Source organism: Sphingomonas soli NBRC 100801 (assembly GCF_001591025.1).
GTDB lineage: Bacteria > Pseudomonadota > Alphaproteobacteria > Sphingomonadales > Sphingomonadaceae > Sphingomonas > Sphingomonas soli.
The window spans coordinates 266,021-280,818 of record NZ_BCTZ01000001.1; the positions used below are offsets into that span (position 1 = coordinate 266,021).

The 14,798-nt window shown below is 65.0% G+C and carries 15 protein-coding genes and 1 tRNA gene; 12 read left to right on the forward strand and 4 right to left on the reverse strand.

Annotated features, from left to right (window positions below; translation table 11 throughout):
- Positions 1–100: 100 nt before the first annotated feature.
- The 6 genes from SSO01S_RS01265 (at position 101) to SSO01S_RS01290 (ending at position 6,417) form a co-directional block, all read left to right on the forward strand.
- Positions 101–1,843 carry a DUF4153 domain-containing protein gene (locus tag SSO01S_RS01265; protein WP_066793938.1) on the forward strand — a complete coding sequence of 581 codons (1,743 nt, stop codon included), beginning with the start codon at positions 101–103 and terminating at the stop codon, positions 1,841–1,843.
- A 38-nt stretch (positions 1,844–1,881) separates the two neighbouring features.
- A complete protein-coding gene (gene gatC, locus SSO01S_RS01270; RefSeq protein ID WP_066793941.1) occupies positions 1,882–2,169 on the forward strand; it encodes an Asp-tRNA(Asn)/Glu-tRNA(Gln) amidotransferase subunit GatC in 288 nt (95 codons plus the stop codon).
- Positions 2,169–3,653, forward strand: a complete 1,485-nt coding sequence (gene gatA / locus SSO01S_RS01275; protein WP_066793944.1) for an Asp-tRNA(Asn)/Glu-tRNA(Gln) amidotransferase subunit GatA — start codon at positions 2,169–2,171, stop codon at positions 3,651–3,653. Before gatC ends, gatA begins: the two co-directional genes overlap by 1 nt.
- Positions 3,650–4,204, forward strand: a complete 555-nt coding sequence (locus SSO01S_RS01280) for a TIGR00645 family protein (RefSeq protein ID WP_245646543.1) — start codon at positions 3,650–3,652, stop codon at positions 4,202–4,204. Before gatA ends, SSO01S_RS01280 begins: the two co-directional genes overlap by 4 nt.
- Position 4,205: 1 nt before the next feature.
- Positions 4,206–5,708, forward strand: a complete 1,503-nt coding sequence (gene gatB, locus SSO01S_RS01285; RefSeq protein ID WP_066793951.1) for an Asp-tRNA(Asn)/Glu-tRNA(Gln) amidotransferase subunit GatB — start codon at positions 4,206–4,208, stop codon at positions 5,706–5,708.
- Positions 5,709–5,817: 109 nt separating this feature from the next.
- Positions 5,818–6,417 (forward strand): peptidylprolyl isomerase, encoded by a 600-nt coding sequence (locus SSO01S_RS01290; RefSeq protein WP_083942777.1) that lies wholly within the window; start codon positions 5,818–5,820, stop codon positions 6,415–6,417.
- A gap of 3 nt (positions 6,418–6,420) precedes the next feature.
- Here SSO01S_RS01290 and SSO01S_RS01295 read toward each other — a convergent pair whose 3' ends face one another.
- Entirely contained in the window at positions 6,421–7,140 is a 720-nt protein-coding gene (locus SSO01S_RS01295; protein ID WP_066793954.1) for a Crp/Fnr family transcriptional regulator, read from the reverse strand.
- A 28-nt stretch (positions 7,141–7,168) separates the two neighbouring features.
- Positions 7,169–7,357, reverse strand: a complete 189-nt coding sequence (locus SSO01S_RS01300) for a hypothetical protein (protein WP_066793956.1) — start codon at positions 7,355–7,357, stop codon at positions 7,169–7,171.
- A 109-nt stretch (positions 7,358–7,466) separates the two neighbouring features.
- Between SSO01S_RS01300 and SSO01S_RS01305 the strand changes: the two genes are divergently transcribed.
- From SSO01S_RS01305 to SSO01S_RS01315, 3 genes are all read left to right on the forward strand, one after another.
- Positions 7,467–7,551 (forward strand) — tRNA-Leu (locus SSO01S_RS01305).
- A gap of 60 nt (positions 7,552–7,611) precedes the next feature.
- Positions 7,612–9,228, forward strand: a complete 1,617-nt coding sequence (gene tig, locus SSO01S_RS01310) for a trigger factor (protein ID WP_066793959.1) — start codon at positions 7,612–7,614, stop codon at positions 9,226–9,228.
- A gap of 113 nt (positions 9,229–9,341) precedes the next feature.
- Positions 9,342–10,274, forward strand: coding sequence for a glycosyltransferase family 2 protein (locus tag SSO01S_RS01315; protein ID WP_066793961.1), 933 nt, complete (start codon positions 9,342–9,344; stop codon positions 10,272–10,274).
- 6 nt (positions 10,275–10,280) lie between these two features.
- Here SSO01S_RS01315 and SSO01S_RS01320 read toward each other — a convergent pair whose 3' ends face one another.
- Positions 10,281–11,285 carry an SDR family oxidoreductase gene (locus tag SSO01S_RS01320; protein ID WP_066794269.1) on the reverse strand — a complete coding sequence of 335 codons (1,005 nt, stop codon included), beginning with the start codon at positions 11,283–11,285 and terminating at the stop codon, positions 10,281–10,283.
- A gap of 189 nt (positions 11,286–11,474) precedes the next feature.
- Between SSO01S_RS01320 and SSO01S_RS01325 the strand changes: the two genes are divergently transcribed.
- From SSO01S_RS01325 to SSO01S_RS01335, 3 genes are all read left to right on the forward strand, one after another.
- Positions 11,475–12,113 carry an ATP-dependent Clp protease proteolytic subunit gene (locus SSO01S_RS01325; protein ID WP_174520744.1) on the forward strand — a complete coding sequence of 213 codons (639 nt, stop codon included), beginning with the start codon at positions 11,475–11,477 and terminating at the stop codon, positions 12,111–12,113.
- A 96-nt stretch (positions 12,114–12,209) separates the two neighbouring features.
- Positions 12,210–13,466 carry an ATP-dependent Clp protease ATP-binding subunit ClpX gene (gene clpX / locus SSO01S_RS01330; RefSeq protein ID WP_066793969.1) on the forward strand — a complete coding sequence of 419 codons (1,257 nt, stop codon included), beginning with the start codon at positions 12,210–12,212 and terminating at the stop codon, positions 13,464–13,466.
- Positions 13,467–13,565: 99 nt separating this feature from the next.
- Positions 13,566–14,222, forward strand: a complete 657-nt coding sequence (locus SSO01S_RS01335; RefSeq protein WP_066793972.1) for a hypothetical protein — start codon at positions 13,566–13,568, stop codon at positions 14,220–14,222.
- On the opposite strand, the gene SSO01S_RS01340 is transcribed toward SSO01S_RS01335, so the two are convergent.
- Positions 14,219–14,797, reverse strand: coding sequence for a hypothetical protein (locus tag SSO01S_RS01340; protein WP_066793975.1), 579 nt, complete (start codon positions 14,795–14,797; stop codon positions 14,219–14,221). The genes SSO01S_RS01335 and SSO01S_RS01340 overlap by 4 nt on opposite strands.
- Between the last annotated feature and the right edge of the window lies 1 nt (position 14,798).

Sequence of the window (14,798 nt, forward strand, 5' to 3'; positions counted from 1 at the left end):
CGGCAATCGCGGTTCCCTGAGCCATGGATGCGCCGGATGCAACTGCGAGTTGACGGACATGGCAAAGCGGGCGGATGCTGCGGGCGAGGGGAGATCCGGGATGAGCGAGTCGCACGAGATCGAAAGCGAGGCCGCTGATTTCTCACCCCCATGGCCGCTGCGCCCGCTGCTGCTGGCGGGGCTGGGGCTCGCGACGGGGCTGGCGGTCCACCTGCTGATCGGGGATCTTTCCGAAGACAAGTTCAGCGCTGCGCTGCTGGCCGAGCTGGCCTTCATCACCGTCACCGCCGGGCTGATCGGCTTCACCATCGAGCGGCGTTATTGGCCGGCGGCGCTGATTTTCAGCGTGGTGGCGGGCGCGGTTGCCGCGGGCGTGGTGTGGTGGAACGGCACGCCCGACCAGTGGAGCGGCGGCGATGGCTGGCGCGGGGTGGCGCTGTTTCTGGCGATCGCGATCGCCGCGCCGCTGTTTCAGGCGGCGCAGGACCGGGGGCGGCCGAGCTTTCCCTATGCTTCGGTGCACGATCACGCCTGGACCAACATCGTGCTGTGGGGCGCGAGCTGGGCGTTCGTGGGCATCACCGCGCTGCTGACATTGCTGCTTTCGGAGCTGTTCCATCTCATCAAGCTCGACTTCCTCAGGGACCTGATGCGCGAAGACTGGTTCTGGCGGGTGCTGATCGGCGCGGCGTTCGGCGGCGGGCTGGGGCTGCTGCGCGAGCATGACGTGGTGGTGCGCACGCTGCAGCGCGTGGTGCTGACCGTGCTTTCGGTACTGGCGCCGGTGCTGGCGGTGGGGCTGATCGTGTTCGTGCTGGCACTGCCCTTCACGGGGCTGGCACCGCTATGGGAGGCAGGGAGCGCCACGGGCATCCTGCTGGCCTGCATCATCGGATCGCTGATCCTAGCCAATTCGGTGATCGGCAATTCGGCGGAGGAGGAACGCCGCTCGCCCGCGCTGCGCTATGGCGCGATGGGGCTGGGGCTGGTGATGCTGCCTCTGGGCGTGATCGCGGCAATCGCGATCGGGCTGCGGATCGGCCAATATGGCTTCACGCCCGAGCGGCTGTGGGTGCTGACCTTCGTGATCCTCGCCTGTGCCTATGGGCTGGCCTATCTGGTCTCGCTGCTGCTGGGGCGGATGGAATGGGCGGCGAAGGTGCGCCCCGCGAACCTCAATCTGGCGTTCGGCACCTGCGCGGTGGCGCTGCTGCTCGCAACGCCGCTGGTGAGCTTCAATGCGATTGCCACGCGGGATCAGGTCGCGCGGCTGGAGTCGGGCAAGCTGACGCCGGAGCAGTTCGACTGGCGCGCGCTGGCGTTCGAATTTGGCGAGCCGGGGCGGGAGGCGCTCGACAGGTTAAAGACTTCGGCCAATCCCAAAATTCGCGCGCTGGCGGTGGAGGCGGGCAAGGCGGAAAATCGGTGGGACGTGGCCCAGGAGGTGGCATCGCCAGAGGCTGTGCTGCGCAAGTTACGGGTTCTGCCCACCGGCACGGCGCTGCCCGATGGTGCGATCGAAGCGTTGAAGAAAGAGCAGTGCGATCAGGATGAGGGCTGCACCGTGCTGGTCGCGGATCCCGCCACCATCGCCATCTTCAGGAACAACTGCTTCGCGGCGAAGCGTGACTGGCTGTGCAGCAACGTCGATACCTATCGGCTGGCGGACGGGAAATGGGCCGCGACTTCGCCTCCCGCACCGCTGGCTTTAAAGCCGGAAGACGTCAGGGCAGAGGCCGAGGCGCAACACAAGGCCTATGGCGCGGGCGAGGTCGAGGTGCGCGAGATCAAGCGGCGGCAAGTGTTCGTGGGCGGAAAGCCGGTGGGCGAGGTCTTCGAATAGGTTGCGCTGCGGCAAGCGCGTCTGATAGGCGCGCCTGCATGTCTGTAGATACCGCAACTGTGAAGAAGGTGGCGAGCCTTGCGCGCATCGCGATCAGCGATAGCGATGCCGAGCGCCTTGCCCCAGAGCTCAACAATATCCTTGGCTGGATCGAGCAGCTGGGTGAGGTCGATACCTCGTCCGTGCAGCCGATGACCGCCGTGATCCCCAACACCCAGCGTCTGCGCGACGATGTGGTGACCGAGGGCGGCCAGCGCGATGCCGTGCTGGCGAATGCGCCGCAGGGCGAGCATGGGTTTTTCACCGTTCCCAAGGTGGTCGAATAATGTCGGATCTTACCGAACTCGGCGTCGCGGGCCTTCGCGACGGCATCCGCGCGGGCAAGTTCTCGGCGCGCGAAGTGGCCGATCAGTTTATCGTCAAGGTGAGCAAGGCCAAGGCGCTCAACGCATTCCTGGTCGAAACCCCCGATCATGCCATCGCCGCCGCGCGCGCAGCCGATGAGGCCGTGGCGAAGGGCGAGACGCTCAAGCCGCTGGCCGGCGTGCCGATCGGCATGAAGGATCTGTTCTGCACCAAGGGCGTGGAGACCACGGCGGCCAGCCACATCCTGGAAGGCTTCAAGCCGGTCTATGAATCGACCGTCTCGCAGAATCTGTGGGACGCGGGCGCGGGCATGCTGGGCAAGCTCAACATGGACCAGTTCGCCATGGGCTCGTCCAACGAGACCAGCTATTTCGGCAACGTGATCTCGCCCTGGCGGCGCGGCGGCGGCGACAATGCGCCGCTGGCACCCGGCGGCTCTTCGGGCGGCAGCTCGGCGGCGGTTTCGGCCGGCCTGTGCCCGGGTGCCACCGGCACCGACACCGGCGGCTCGATCCGTCAGCCCGCAGCGTTCACCGGCATCAGCGGCATCAAGCCGACCTATGGCCGCTGCTCGCGCTGGGGCACGATCGCCTTCGCCTCGTCGCTCGATCAGGCAGGCCCGATGGCGCGCGACGTGAAGGACTGCGCGATCCTGCTGGAGAATATGGCGGGCTTTGATCCCAAGGATTCGACCTCGCTGAACTTGCCCGTGCCCAAGTGGGAGGACGGCCTTTCCGCCGATCTGCGCGGCAAGAAGATCGGCATCCCCAAGGATTACAGGCTCGACGGCACGCCCGCCGAGATCCTGAACCTGTGGGATGCGGGCGTCGAATGGCTGAAGGACGCGGGCGCAGAGATCGTCGAGGTCAGCCTGCCGCACACCAAATATGCGCTGCCGGCCTATTACATCATCGCACCGGCAGAGGCTTCGTCGAACCTCGCTCGCTATGATGGCGTGCGCTACGGGCTGCGCGACCTGCCCGAGGGCGCAAACTTGCAGGACATGTATGCCGCAACCCGCGCCGCCGGCTTTGGCGACGAGGTGAAGCGCCGCATCCTGATCGGCACCTATGTTCTCTCGGCGGGATTCTACGACGCTTATTTCACACAAGCATCGAAGGTCCGCACGCTGATCGCGCGCGATTTCGAGATCGCGTTCAGCCAGTGCGACCTGCTGCTGACGCCGACGGCGCCGTCTGCGGCGTTCGCGCTGGGCGAGAAGTCTGCCGATCCGCTGGCGATGTATCTCAACGACGTGTTCACCGTGCCGTCGAGCCTTGCGGGGCTTCCGGCAATGTCGGTGCCCGGCGGTCTCGACGGCGCGGGTCTGCCGCTGGGTCTCCAGATCATCGGCAAGCCGCTCGATGAGCAGGGCGTGCTCAACGCGGGGCTGGCGATCGAGCAGCGCGCGGGCTTCGTCGCGCGTCCGGAGGCATGGTGGTGAGCGCAGTCTCCTCGGATCCCCTCGAGACCCCAGTAAAGCTGCGCCCGCTGCCGCTGCTGATCTTCAGCTCGCGCTGGCTCCAGCTCCCGCTCTATGTCGGCCTGATCGTCGCGCAGTGCGTGTACGTCTATCTGTTCATCAAGGAGCTTTGGCACCTGATCTTCCATGCCTGGGAGTTTAGCGAGCAGCAGATCATGCTGGTCGTGCTCGGCCTGATCGACGTGGTGATGATCTCCAACCTGCTCGTGATGGTGATCGTCGGCGGCTACGAGACGTTCGTCTCGCGGCTGGGCCTCAAGGGCCATCCCGACCAGCCCGAATGGCTCAGCCATGTGAACGCGGGCGTGCTCAAGGTGAAGCTGGCGATGGCGATCATCGGCATCTCCTCGATCCACCTGCTGCGCACCTTCATCGAAGCAGGCGCCATGGGCCAGCCCAATGGCCGCATCACCGAGCAGGCCGTCCTTTGGCAGACGATCATCCACATGGCGTTCATCGCATCGGCGATGGGCATCGCCTATGTCGACCGCATGACACAGCAGAAGCATTGATATGAGCGAATCCACCTACCGCATCCACGGCGAAACCGGCGAATGGGAGGTCGTTGTCGGCCTTGAGGTCCACGCTCAGGTCACGTCCAACGCCAAGCTCTTTTCGGGCGCGTCCACTGCGTTCGGCGCGGAGCCGAACAGCCAGGTCAGCCTGATCGACGCGGCCATGCCCGGCATGCTGCCCGTGCCCAATCAGGAGTGTATCCGCCAGGCGGTGCGCACCGGCATGGCGCTGGGCGCGGTGATCAACAAATGGTCGCGCTTCGATCGCAAGAATTATTTCTATGCCGATCTGCCGCAGGGCTATCAGATCAGCCAGCTCTTCCACCCGCTGGTGGGCGAGGGCTCGCTTGAGATCAGCCTGGACGAGAAGAACCCCGATGCCGAGGTGAAGACCATCGGGATCGAGCGCATCCATGTGGAGCAGGATGCCGGCAAGCTGATGCACGATCAGCATCCGACGCGCTCCTATGTCGATCTCAATCGCGCCGGCGTGGCGCTGATGGAGATCGTCTCGAAGCCGGATATGCGCTCGCCGCAGGAAGCTGGCGCCTATCTGGCCAAGCTGCGCTCGATCGTCCGCTATGTCGGATCGTGCGACGGCAATATGGATCAGGGATCGATGCGCGCCGACGTCAACGTCAGCGTCCGTCGTCCCGGCGAGGAATTCGGCACCCGTACCGAAACCAAGAACGTCAACTCGGTCCGCTTCGTCCAGCAGGTGGTCGAGATCGAGGCGAAGCGTCAGGTTGCGCTGATCGAGAGCGGCGGCAAGGTCGTGCAGGAAACCCGGCTGTTCGATCCCGATCGCGGCGAAACGCGCTCGATGCGTTCGAAGGAAGATGCGCACGATTATCGCTACTTCCCCGATCCCGATCTGCTGCCGCTCGAGCTGGACGATGCGTTTCTGGAAGCGTGCCGTGAGAGCCTGCCCGAGCTGCCCGACGCCAAGCGCCGCCGCTACGAAAGCGCGCTGGGCCTCAGCGCCTATAACGCCGCCGTGCTGACCGCCGATGCGGATACTGCGCGCTGGTTTGAAGCGCTGCTCGCCGAGAGCGTACGCGTGGCGGGCAAGAGCGAGAGCGAGCTGGCGCGGCCTGCGGCCAACTGGCTGATCTCCGACCTGTTCGGCGCGCTCAACAAGCTGGGCAAGGATCTCGACAGCTCGCCGGTCAGCCCGGTGCAGGGCGCCGAACTGCTCGCGCTCGCGGCCGACGGCACGCTTTCGGGCCCGCTCGCCAAGCAGGTGTTCGAGATCATGCTGGAGACCGGCGAAAGCGCGCCCAAGATCGTTGAGGAACGCGGCCTGAAGCAGACCAGCGACACCGGCGCGATCGAAGCCGTGATCGCCGAGATCCTGGCCAAGAACCCGAACCAGCTCGAACAGTATCGCGGCGGCAAGGAAGCCTTGTTCGGCTTCTTCGTCGGCCAGACGATGAAGGCGATGCAGGGCAAGGCCAACCCTGCCGTGGTCAACGAGCTGCTGAAGAAGGCGCTGGGCTAGGCTCGCACGACCCCTTATCGTCATCCCCGATAAAGCGGGGACCCAGAGCCGTAACCGGTCCCGCGGGTAACCCTGGGTTCCCGCTTTCGCGGGAATGACGGAGGTGTGGATGCGCGCGTTTTTTGCTTTCTGGATTTGCCTGTTCGCGCTGCCCGCCGCCGCGCAGACGGCTCCGGCCAATCCCCGCGTCGCTTTCGAGACGGAGGCGGGGCGCTTCGTGGTCGAGGTCTATGCCGACAAGGCGCCGGTCACAGCGGCCAATTTCCTGCGCTATGTCGATGCCAAGCGGCTCGACGGGATCAGCTTCTATCGCGTCGTGAAGGTGCAGGACCGTTTCGGCTTCGTGCAGCTGGGGCTGCAGAACGACGTCAAGCGCGTCTTCCCGCCGATCAAGCACGAATCGACCGAGCAGACCGGGATCAAGCATCTGGACGGCACGCTTTCGATGCCTCGCCTGAAGCCGGGCAGCGCGCAGGGCGAGTTTACGATCAGCGTGGGCGATCAGCCTTCGTTCGATGCGGGATCGGGCAGCCCGGAGGATAATCTGGGCTATGCCGCCTTTGCCCGGGTGGTCGAGGGGATGGACGTGGTGGTGAACATCATGGACGCCCCGATATCGCCCACCGCGACGCTGCGCGGGGGCACGTTCCTGGGGCAGGTGCCGGCCAAGCCGGTCAAGGTGCTGACGGTACGGCGGGTGGCCGGCTGAGGCTCAGGCCTCGCGCATGCCGAGATAGAGGAACGCCGGGTCGAACTCCGCCACGCGCCGGAGCCCGGCGAGGTTGAGCAGCACGACGCGGCCGTTGCGAAACTCGACGAGCCCGGCTTCGCGCAACTCGCGCAGTACGCGATTGACGTGGACGGAGGTGAGGCCGAGGCATTCGGCGAGCTCGGCCTGGGTGAGCGCCAGCGCATAGCCCGTATCATCGGCGAGCCCGACCAGCCCCAGCCGCACATGCAGCTCGCACAGCAGATGCGCCGTGCGTTCCAGCGCGTTGCGACGGCCGAGCGAGACCTCCCATTCGCGGTGGATGCACGCGTCGAGATTGGTGGAGAACCACAGGATGCGGGCGACGCGCGGGAAATCCTCGCACAGCTTGCGGATCCGCTCGTGCGGCGCGCGGGCGATGGTGCACGGCGTGAGCGTCATGATGTTGTGATCGAGATGCTTGAGCGTGAAGCTGTGCAGATCGGCGAAATCGCCGGGCACGTGGATCTCGGTGATCTGGCGCTGGCCGTCGCTCATATCCTTGTACCGGCACATCAAGCCATCGAGCAGCAGCGTCGAATGATTGAGTCTCTGGCCCGCGCGGATGAAGCAGTGGTCGGCCGGATAGCGCACGGTATCGGCGATCGATTCGCGAATCGCCGCTTCTTCCTCCGCGCTGATCGGGTCGCGCGCGCGGAGCTTCATGAGATATTTGCCGATCACCGGGCCTCCGGCCGCTGCGGTGCCATCCTCACCCTGCCTGCGCCGTTGGCTGCATCGGCGTGGAGGGCGGATCGCCGCCGGGATTGGGCGCGGGCACGTCGATGTCCGGGGCAGGGGGCACAACTTCGGGCGGCGGCGCCTCGGGCTGGCCGGGTTGCGGCGCGGCGGGCGTTTCGTCCGGCGGAGTGGTCGGCCGGATGGGCGGTTCGACGGGCATAAGGGCTCTCCTCTTGCCTCGCTCAACGCCGCTATCGCCGCCAAGTTGCCTTGTGCCCTTGCCCCCGCTCGCCTGATTGCTATAGAGCCGCCCGACCGGCGGTGCCCCTGCGGGCGTGGCGGAACTGGTAGACGCGCCAGATTTAGGTTCTGGTATCGAAAGGTGTGGGGGTTCGAGTCCCTTCGCCCGCACCAGCACCGCCGTTCCAGCAGCGTCCGGACGCCGCCTATCCAATTCAATTTGAAAGCCGTGAAATGCAGACTGTCGAGACGTTGAACGAGGGCCTCAAGCGCGCCTACACGCTCAAGATCACCGCCAAGGACATCGATTCGAAGGTCGATGCCGAAGTGAAGCGCGTCGCTCCGACGATCCGCATGCCCGGCTTCCGCCCCGGCAAGGTGCCCGCGAACCTGATCCGCAAGATGCATGGCGAGGCGCTGGCGCAGGACGCGCTCAACAATTCGATCCAGGAAGGCGTGCAGAAGCTGATCGCCGATCACAAGCTGCGTCCCGCGATGCAGCCTTCGGTGAGCCTTGAGGGCGAATATGCCCCTGGCGGCGATGCCGAGATCAAGGTCGAGCTGGAAGTGCTCCCCGACGTTCCGACGCCGTCGATCGAAGGCATCAAGCTCGAGCGCCTGACCGTTCAGGCCGACGACGCAGCCGTGCAGGCGCAGCTCGAACAGATCGCATCGGGCCAGAAGTCGTGGAACGACGCCCCCGCGAAGCACAAGGCCGCGACCGGCGACAACGTGACGATGGACTTTGTCGGCAAGACCGCTGACGGCGTCGCATTCGAAGGCGGCACCGGCACCGACATGGCCGTCGAGATCGGCTCGGGCCGGCTGATCCCGGGCTTCGAGGACCAGCTGGTCGGCGTGAAGGCCGGCGACGAGCTGACGATCAACGTGACCTTCCCCGAGGATTACGGCTCGAAGGATCTGGCCGGCAAGCCCGCCACCTTCGACCTCAAGATCACCAAGGTGCAGACCGCGGGCGAATCGAAGATCGACGATGATTTCGCCAAGCAGCTCGGCTTGCAGAGCCTTGAGCAGCTGACCGGGCTCCTCAAGGGCCAGATCGAGCAGCAGCTCAACGGCCTGACCCGCACCCACATGAAGCGCAAGCTGCTCGATCAGCTCGCCGCCGGCCATGATTTCCCGGTTCCGCCCTCGATGGTGGATGCCGAGTTCCAGCAGATCTGGCATCAGCTCCAGCACGAAGCCGAGCATGAAGCCGATGTCGAGGCCGCCAAGGCCGAGCTGGAAGCCGAGCGCGACGAATATCGTGCGATCGCCGAGCGCCGCGTGCGCCTGGGCCTGCTGCTTTCCGAAATCGGCAACGCCAATGGCGTGGAAGTCAGCGCGAACGAGATGAACCAGCTGATTGCGCAGGCCGCGCAGCAGTACAGCCCGCAGGAGCGTGACCGGTTCATCCAGTATGTGCGCCAGGAACCGATGGCCGCCGCGCAGCTGCGTGCGCCGCTGTTCGAGGACAAGGTCGTCGACTTCCTGTTCGACAAGGCGGAGATCACCGACCGCGAAGTGACCAAGGAAGAGCTGGAAGCCGCGATCGAGAGCGAAGAAGGCTTCGACACCGGCACGCACCATCACGACCACGACAACCACAAGCCCAAGGGCAAGAAGGCTGCGAAGCCCAAGGCTGAAAAGGCAGAGAAGGCCGAGAAGCCCGCCAAGGCCAAGAAGGTCGAGGCCGCCGATATCGAGCCCGCAGCGCCCGGCGACGAGCTGGTGCAGGCCGAGCCGGTGAAGAAGGCGGCCACCAAGAAGGCACCTGCCGCGAAGGCGGAGAAGGCCGCTGACGAGAAGCCCGCCAAAAAGGCTCCGGCGAAGAAGAAGGCGGCGGAGTAACTACTTCTTCGTCATCCCGGCCCTGAGCCGGGATCCCGCTTCCTTTTTGGGAGCGGGTAGCCGAAGAAGAAGCGGGATCCCGGCTCAGGGCCGGGATGACGTTGGGGGTATGAATGGCCACCGCCGAACCGCGCATCGCAGTCCTGCTGCCCTGCTATAACGAGGAAGCGGCGATCGCGCAGACGGTCGCCGGCTTCCGCGCGGCTCTGCCCGATGCCACGATCTATGTTTACGACAATAACAGCCGCGACCGCACGATCGAGGTGGCGCGCGCTGCCGGCGCCGTGGTCCGCACCGAGCGGATGCAGGGCAAGGGCAATGTCGTCCGGCGCATGTTCGCCGATGTGGATGCCGACATCTATGTGATGGCGGATGGCGACGCGACCTATGATCCCGAATCCGCCGCCGCGATGGTCGCGCGCGTGGCCGAAGAGGGCCTGGACATGATCGTCGGTACCCGCGTGCACGAAGCGGCGGAGGCCTATCGGCGCGGGCATGTGCTGGGCAACCGGATGATGACCGGGATACTTGCCCGCCTGTTCGGGCGCAGCTTCACCGATATCTTCTCCGGCTACCGCGTCTTTTCGCGGCGTTTCGTGAAGAGCTTCCCGGTGCTTTCCTCCGGCTTCGAGATCGAGACCGAGATCAGCGTGCACGCGCTGGAGCTCAAGATGCCGGTGGGCGAGGCCGAGACTCGCTATTTCGCGCGGCCGGAGGGTTCGGTTTCCAAGCTCAGCACCTATTCGGACGGGTTTCGCATCGCGCGCACCATCCTGACGCTCTACCGCGTCGAGCGGCCGATGCTGTTCTTCGGGCTGATCGCGGCGTTGTTCGGTCTGCTCTCGATCGGGCTGAGCGTGCCGCTGATCCTCACCTTCCTGGAAACGCACACCGTGCCGCGCCTCCCCACCGCGATCCTTTCGACCGGGCTGATGATCCTGGCGTTCCTCAACATATTCACCGGGCTGATCCTGGACACGGTGGTGCGTGGACGCCGCGAAGTGCGGCGGCTGGCCTATCTGGGCGTGCCGGGGCCGCTGAAGTAAAAGCCGTTATACCAGCTTCAGATCCTTGAGGCTCCGCGCGGTCGCGGCGATTGCTTCCTCGTTGCTCCGCGGTGTCCAGCCCAGCGCCAGCGCCTTGGCATTGCTCGCCCGCCCGCGAATCCCCAGCCGGGGCACGGCCTCGCGCGCCAAGGGATTGACCAATCCGAGCAGGCGAACCAGCCAATTCGGGAGCTGGCGCGGAACCTTCGCCCCGAAATGATCGTGCAGCACGAGTGCCATCTGGTGCAGCGACATCGGTTCTCCCGCTACGGCCAGGAAGCGCTCGCCAGCAGCGGCGGGATCGGTCATCGCCAGCACCTGCAGGCTCGCCACGTCGCGGACGTCCACCACGCTGAACCACAGATCGGGGGTGCCCGGCAGCTCGCCCGCCATCATCCGGCGAACCACCTCGATCGAGGTGGAAAGATCCCTGCCCAAAGCGGGTCCGAAGATGCCGACAGGGTTGACCACCGACAGTTCCATGCCGCCGCCTTCCGATGCGATGAAATCCCAGGCGGCGCGCTCGGCAAGCGTCTTGGATTTCATATAGGGCTGCACCGCGGGCCCGTTCACATCGGTCCAGTCCGCTTCGGTGAAGGCTGCCGATCGCTCGCCATGGCCATAGCCGATCGCGGCGAAGGATGAGGTGAGCACGACGCGTTTCACCCCGGCGGCGCGCGCGGCACGCAGGACACGCAATGTGCCCTCCACGGCCGGGCGGATGAGTTCCTGCTCGTCCTTGGGCTGACGGATCGGGAAGGGGGAGGCGACGTGGTGGACAAAGTCGCAATCCGCCGCTGCTTCGGCCCAGCCCGAATCCCGCTCCAGATCGGCGGCGGCAAAGCCGAGCCGATAGGTGTCGCCCCCGGCGCGCTCCAGCGTCGCGCGCACCTCCGCCTCGCGATCGAGGCTGCGCACGGTGGTGCGCACCAAATGCCCCGCCGCCAGCAATTGCAGGATTACATGGCTTCCAACGAAGCCCGAACCGCCGGTGACGAGTACCTTGCTCATGCCGAAATCGAATTCCTTGCTGATCCGAAACAATGTGCGCGCTGGTGCACGGATCGGCAAGACTTGGCTGTTAAGGCTGCGCTTTCACCGCGTTCACCCCTTGCGCGGCGCTAACCAAGCGCCGATGTAGTTGCCGGGCAAAACCATAACCGAAGAGATTTTCTCCTTATGCATCCGCTTGCAGGTCAGATGACCATCGATCCCGTCACCGGCGGGCTGGTTCCCATCGTCATCGAGCAGTCGAGCCGTGGCGAGCGCAGCTTCGACATCTTCTCGCGGCTGCTGCGCGAGCGGATCATCTTCGTCACCGGCGGCGTCGAGGACGGCATGGCCTCGCTGATCACCGCCCAGCTGCTCTTCCTCGAATCCGAGAATCCGAAGAAGGATATCTGGATGTACATCAACTCGCCGGGCGGCGTCGTGACCGCCGGCATGGCGATCCACGACACGATGCAATATATCCGCCCCAAGGTGGGCACGGTGTGCATCGGCCAGGCGGCGTCGATGGGCAGCTTCCTGCTCGCGGCCGGCGAACCCGGCATGCGCGTGGCGCTGACCAATTCGCGCATCATGATCCACCAGCCTTCGGGCGGGGCGCAGGGCATGGCTTCTGACATCCAGATCCAGGCAAAGGAAATCCAGCGCATCAAGGATCGGATGAACGCGCTGTACGTAAAGTATACCGGCCAGCCGCTGGAGCGCATCGAAGCCGCCATGGATCGCGACACGTTCCTGGAGGCAGACGAGGCCAAGGCGTTCGGTCTGGTCGACGAAGTGTATGACAAGCGGCCGGGCGTTGCCGAAGACGGCGCGTCAGCAGCTTCTTAAGCAAGACGGGCTATAGCCGTTTTCGGATTGCCCGAGATTTGCCCGCGTGTAGATTGTGGGCAGCGTAGCGCGCTACGTGCGCGAAGGATGGATTGAATGACGAAGCTAAGCGGCGGTGACTCGAAGAGCACGCTATATTGCTCGTTCTGCGGCAAATCGCAGCACGAGGTGCGCAAGCTCATCGCGGGCCCGACCGTGTTCATCTGCGATGAGTGCGTCGAGCTCTGCAACGACATCATCCGCGAGGAAACCAAGTCCGCGCTTGTCTCGAAAAAGGACGGTGGCGTCCCCACGCCGCAGGAAATCTGCGACGTGCTGGACGATTATGTCATCGGCCAGAAGCAGGCGAAGCGCGTGCTTTCGGTGGCGGTCCACAACCATTACAAGCGCCTGAACCATGGCGCGAAGGGTGCGGACGTCGAACTCGCCAAGTCGAACATCCTGCTCGTCGGCCCCACCGGCTGCGGCAAGACGCTGCTCGCGCAGACGCTGGCGCGCATCCTGGACGTGCCGTTCACGATGGCGGATGCCACCACGCTCACCGAAGCCGGCTATGTCGGCGAGGACGTGGAGAACATCATCCTCAAGCTGCTCCAGGCCAGCGACTATAATGTCGAGCGGGCGCAGCGCGGGATCGTCTATATCGACGAGATCGACAAGATCAGCCGCAAGGCCGAGAATCCCTCGATCACGCGCGACGTATCGGGCGAAGGCGTGCAGCAGGCTTTGCTCAAGCTGATGGAAGGGACGACTGCGTCCGTTCCGCCGCAGGGTGGCCGCAAGCATCCGCAGCAGGAATTCCTGCAGGTGGATACCACGAACATCCTGTTCATCTGCGGTGGTGCCTTCTCGGGCCTCGAAAAGATCATCGGCGATCGTTTGCAGGGCAAGTCGATCGGCTTTGGTGCGCATGTCGCCGGGCCGGACGAGCGCCGCACCGGCGAGCTGCTCCGCCAGACCGAGCCGGAGGATCTGCTCAAGTTCGGCCTGATCCCCGAATTCGTCGGACGTCTTCCCGTCATCGCGACGCTGGAGGATCTGGACGTCGAGGCGCTGATCAAGATACTTACCGAGCCGAAGAACGCGCTGGTGAAGCAGTATCAGAAGCTGTTCGACATGGAGGGTGTGAAGCTCAGCTTCAACGACGATGCTCTGGTCGCGATCTCCAAGCGTGCGATCGAACGCAAGACCGGCGCGCGCGGCCTGCGCTCCATCCTCGAAGGCATCCTGCTCGACACCATGTTCGATCTGCCCAGCATGGACGGCGTTGATGAAGTCGTGGTCGACAAGGATGTGGTCGAGGGGCGCAAGGAGCCCGTTCGCGTTTACGCCAAGAAGGAAAAGGCGGGCTGAGGCCCCAGCCGCCATCCCGGCGAAAGCCGGGATCTCTGGCCAGCAATCTAGCCGCGCGGCACGAGACTCCGGCTTCCGCCGGAGTGACGGCCTGAGCCGTTGACCGCTCTCGATCCTCTTGGCGAAGCGCATGCGCGCAGGCGCAATGTGCGCTTCTGGCATGCGTTTGTCTGGCTGCTGGTCGGCGCGGTCATCTATGCGATCGCCCTGGCGTTGGCCTTGCTGCTTTATCCTGATCCCAAGGATGCGCTGGCGCCGGTCGTAGGCCCCAGCCTGTATCTCACGCCGCTGTTCGGGCTGCCCTATCTGCTGGTCAGTGCCCGGCAGCGCGGGTGGATCCGGCGGGTGATCTACTTCAACGTGCTGCTGCCCGTTGCGCATATCGCCGCCAACGATCTCGCCTGGGCCTATGGCGCCACGCATTTCCCGCTCGAGCTCGATCCCGGCAACTATCTCCATTATCTTGCGACCGGCGCGCTGGGCGGGTTCGCTGGAAGCGTGCTCGCCTTTGCGCTGCTGATCTGGACGCGTCTCGCGCCCTTCACACCCGCGACCCGAACAATCGCACTGTTCGGGATCGCGTCGCTCACGTTGCTCGGGGCGCTGGGCATGGCGCAGGGCCTGGTGATGAGCGATGCGCTGGCGATGCCGTTCAAACCCTCGCGCTTCGTCTTCTGGTTCCTCTGCGTGCATCTGCCCTGGCAGGCGGCGTTCGCCTTCTTCCTTGCCTGGCTGATGCGGTTGCGACCGGCTTAGTCGGCGACCTCCTTTGGCCAGGTGATCGCGCGTAGGAGCATCGCCGTGTCACGGCTCAGGTCCTGCGATGCGGGCCAGGCAGACCGAACCTTGATGATCCATCGGGATCCCGGCTTGCAATAGACATAAACGTCCGACGTCACCGGGACGGCGGTTTCGGTCCCGTATTTGGTCGTGAGCGAATAGCTTGCATGCGACGCCGCGCCCTCTTTGCCACCAGGCGAAGCGGCCGCGCCCAATTTGCGCAGCGTGACCGAGGGGTCAGAAGTGGCGAGAACGGACCGGGAGCTGTCGAATTCCTCCTTGCAGTTCAGCGCGTCGGCATAGCGCAGGAATACGGAGACCGTGTTCGCCCGCTTTCCCTCCCGCCGAAGCACATAGGTGACGGAATGCCAGCGGGGACCGATTTCGGTGACCCCGGCTCGCTGATAGTCACCGATCGTCTCCGGGAAGATTGCGGCTATGCCCGGCGGGCTCCAGTTTCCCGGGCCCGGGTTGAGCTTGGTCTGTGCGGTCGCCGCAGCGGGCACGAATATCGACGCCAAGCCAATGGCCATGAACTTGAGCGGGCGCATG

Coding starts and splice junctions, on each gene's coding strand:
- SSO01S_RS01265 (WP_066793938.1), top strand. CDS start 101: ATGAGCGAGTCGCACGAGATCGAAAGCGAGGCCGCTGATTTCTCACCC.
- gatC (WP_066793941.1), top strand. CDS start 1,882: ATGTCTGTAGATACCGCAACTGTGAAGAAGGTGGCGAGCCTTGCGCGC.
- gatA (WP_066793944.1), top strand. CDS start 2,169: ATGTCGGATCTTACCGAACTCGGCGTCGCGGGCCTTCGCGACGGCATC.
- gatB (WP_066793951.1), top strand. CDS start 4,206: ATGAGCGAATCCACCTACCGCATCCACGGCGAAACCGGCGAATGGGAG.
- SSO01S_RS01290 (WP_083942777.1), top strand. CDS start 5,818: ATGCGCGCGTTTTTTGCTTTCTGGATTTGCCTGTTCGCGCTGCCCGCC.
- SSO01S_RS01300 (WP_066793956.1), bottom strand. CDS start 7,357: ATGCCCGTCGAACCGCCCATCCGGCCGACCACTCCGCCGGACGAAACG.
- tig (WP_066793959.1), top strand. CDS start 7,612: ATGCAGACTGTCGAGACGTTGAACGAGGGCCTCAAGCGCGCCTACACG.
- SSO01S_RS01315 (WP_066793961.1), top strand. CDS start 9,342: ATGGCCACCGCCGAACCGCGCATCGCAGTCCTGCTGCCCTGCTATAAC.
- SSO01S_RS01320 (WP_066794269.1), bottom strand. CDS start 11,285: ATGAGCAAGGTACTCGTCACCGGCGGTTCGGGCTTCGTTGGAAGCCAT.
- SSO01S_RS01325 (WP_174520744.1), top strand. CDS start 11,475: ATGACCATCGATCCCGTCACCGGCGGGCTGGTTCCCATCGTCATCGAG.
- clpX (WP_066793969.1), top strand. CDS start 12,210: ATGACGAAGCTAAGCGGCGGTGACTCGAAGAGCACGCTATATTGCTCG.
- SSO01S_RS01340 (WP_066793975.1), bottom strand. CDS start 14,797: ATGCGCCCGCTCAAGTTCATGGCCATTGGCTTGGCGTCGATATTCGTG.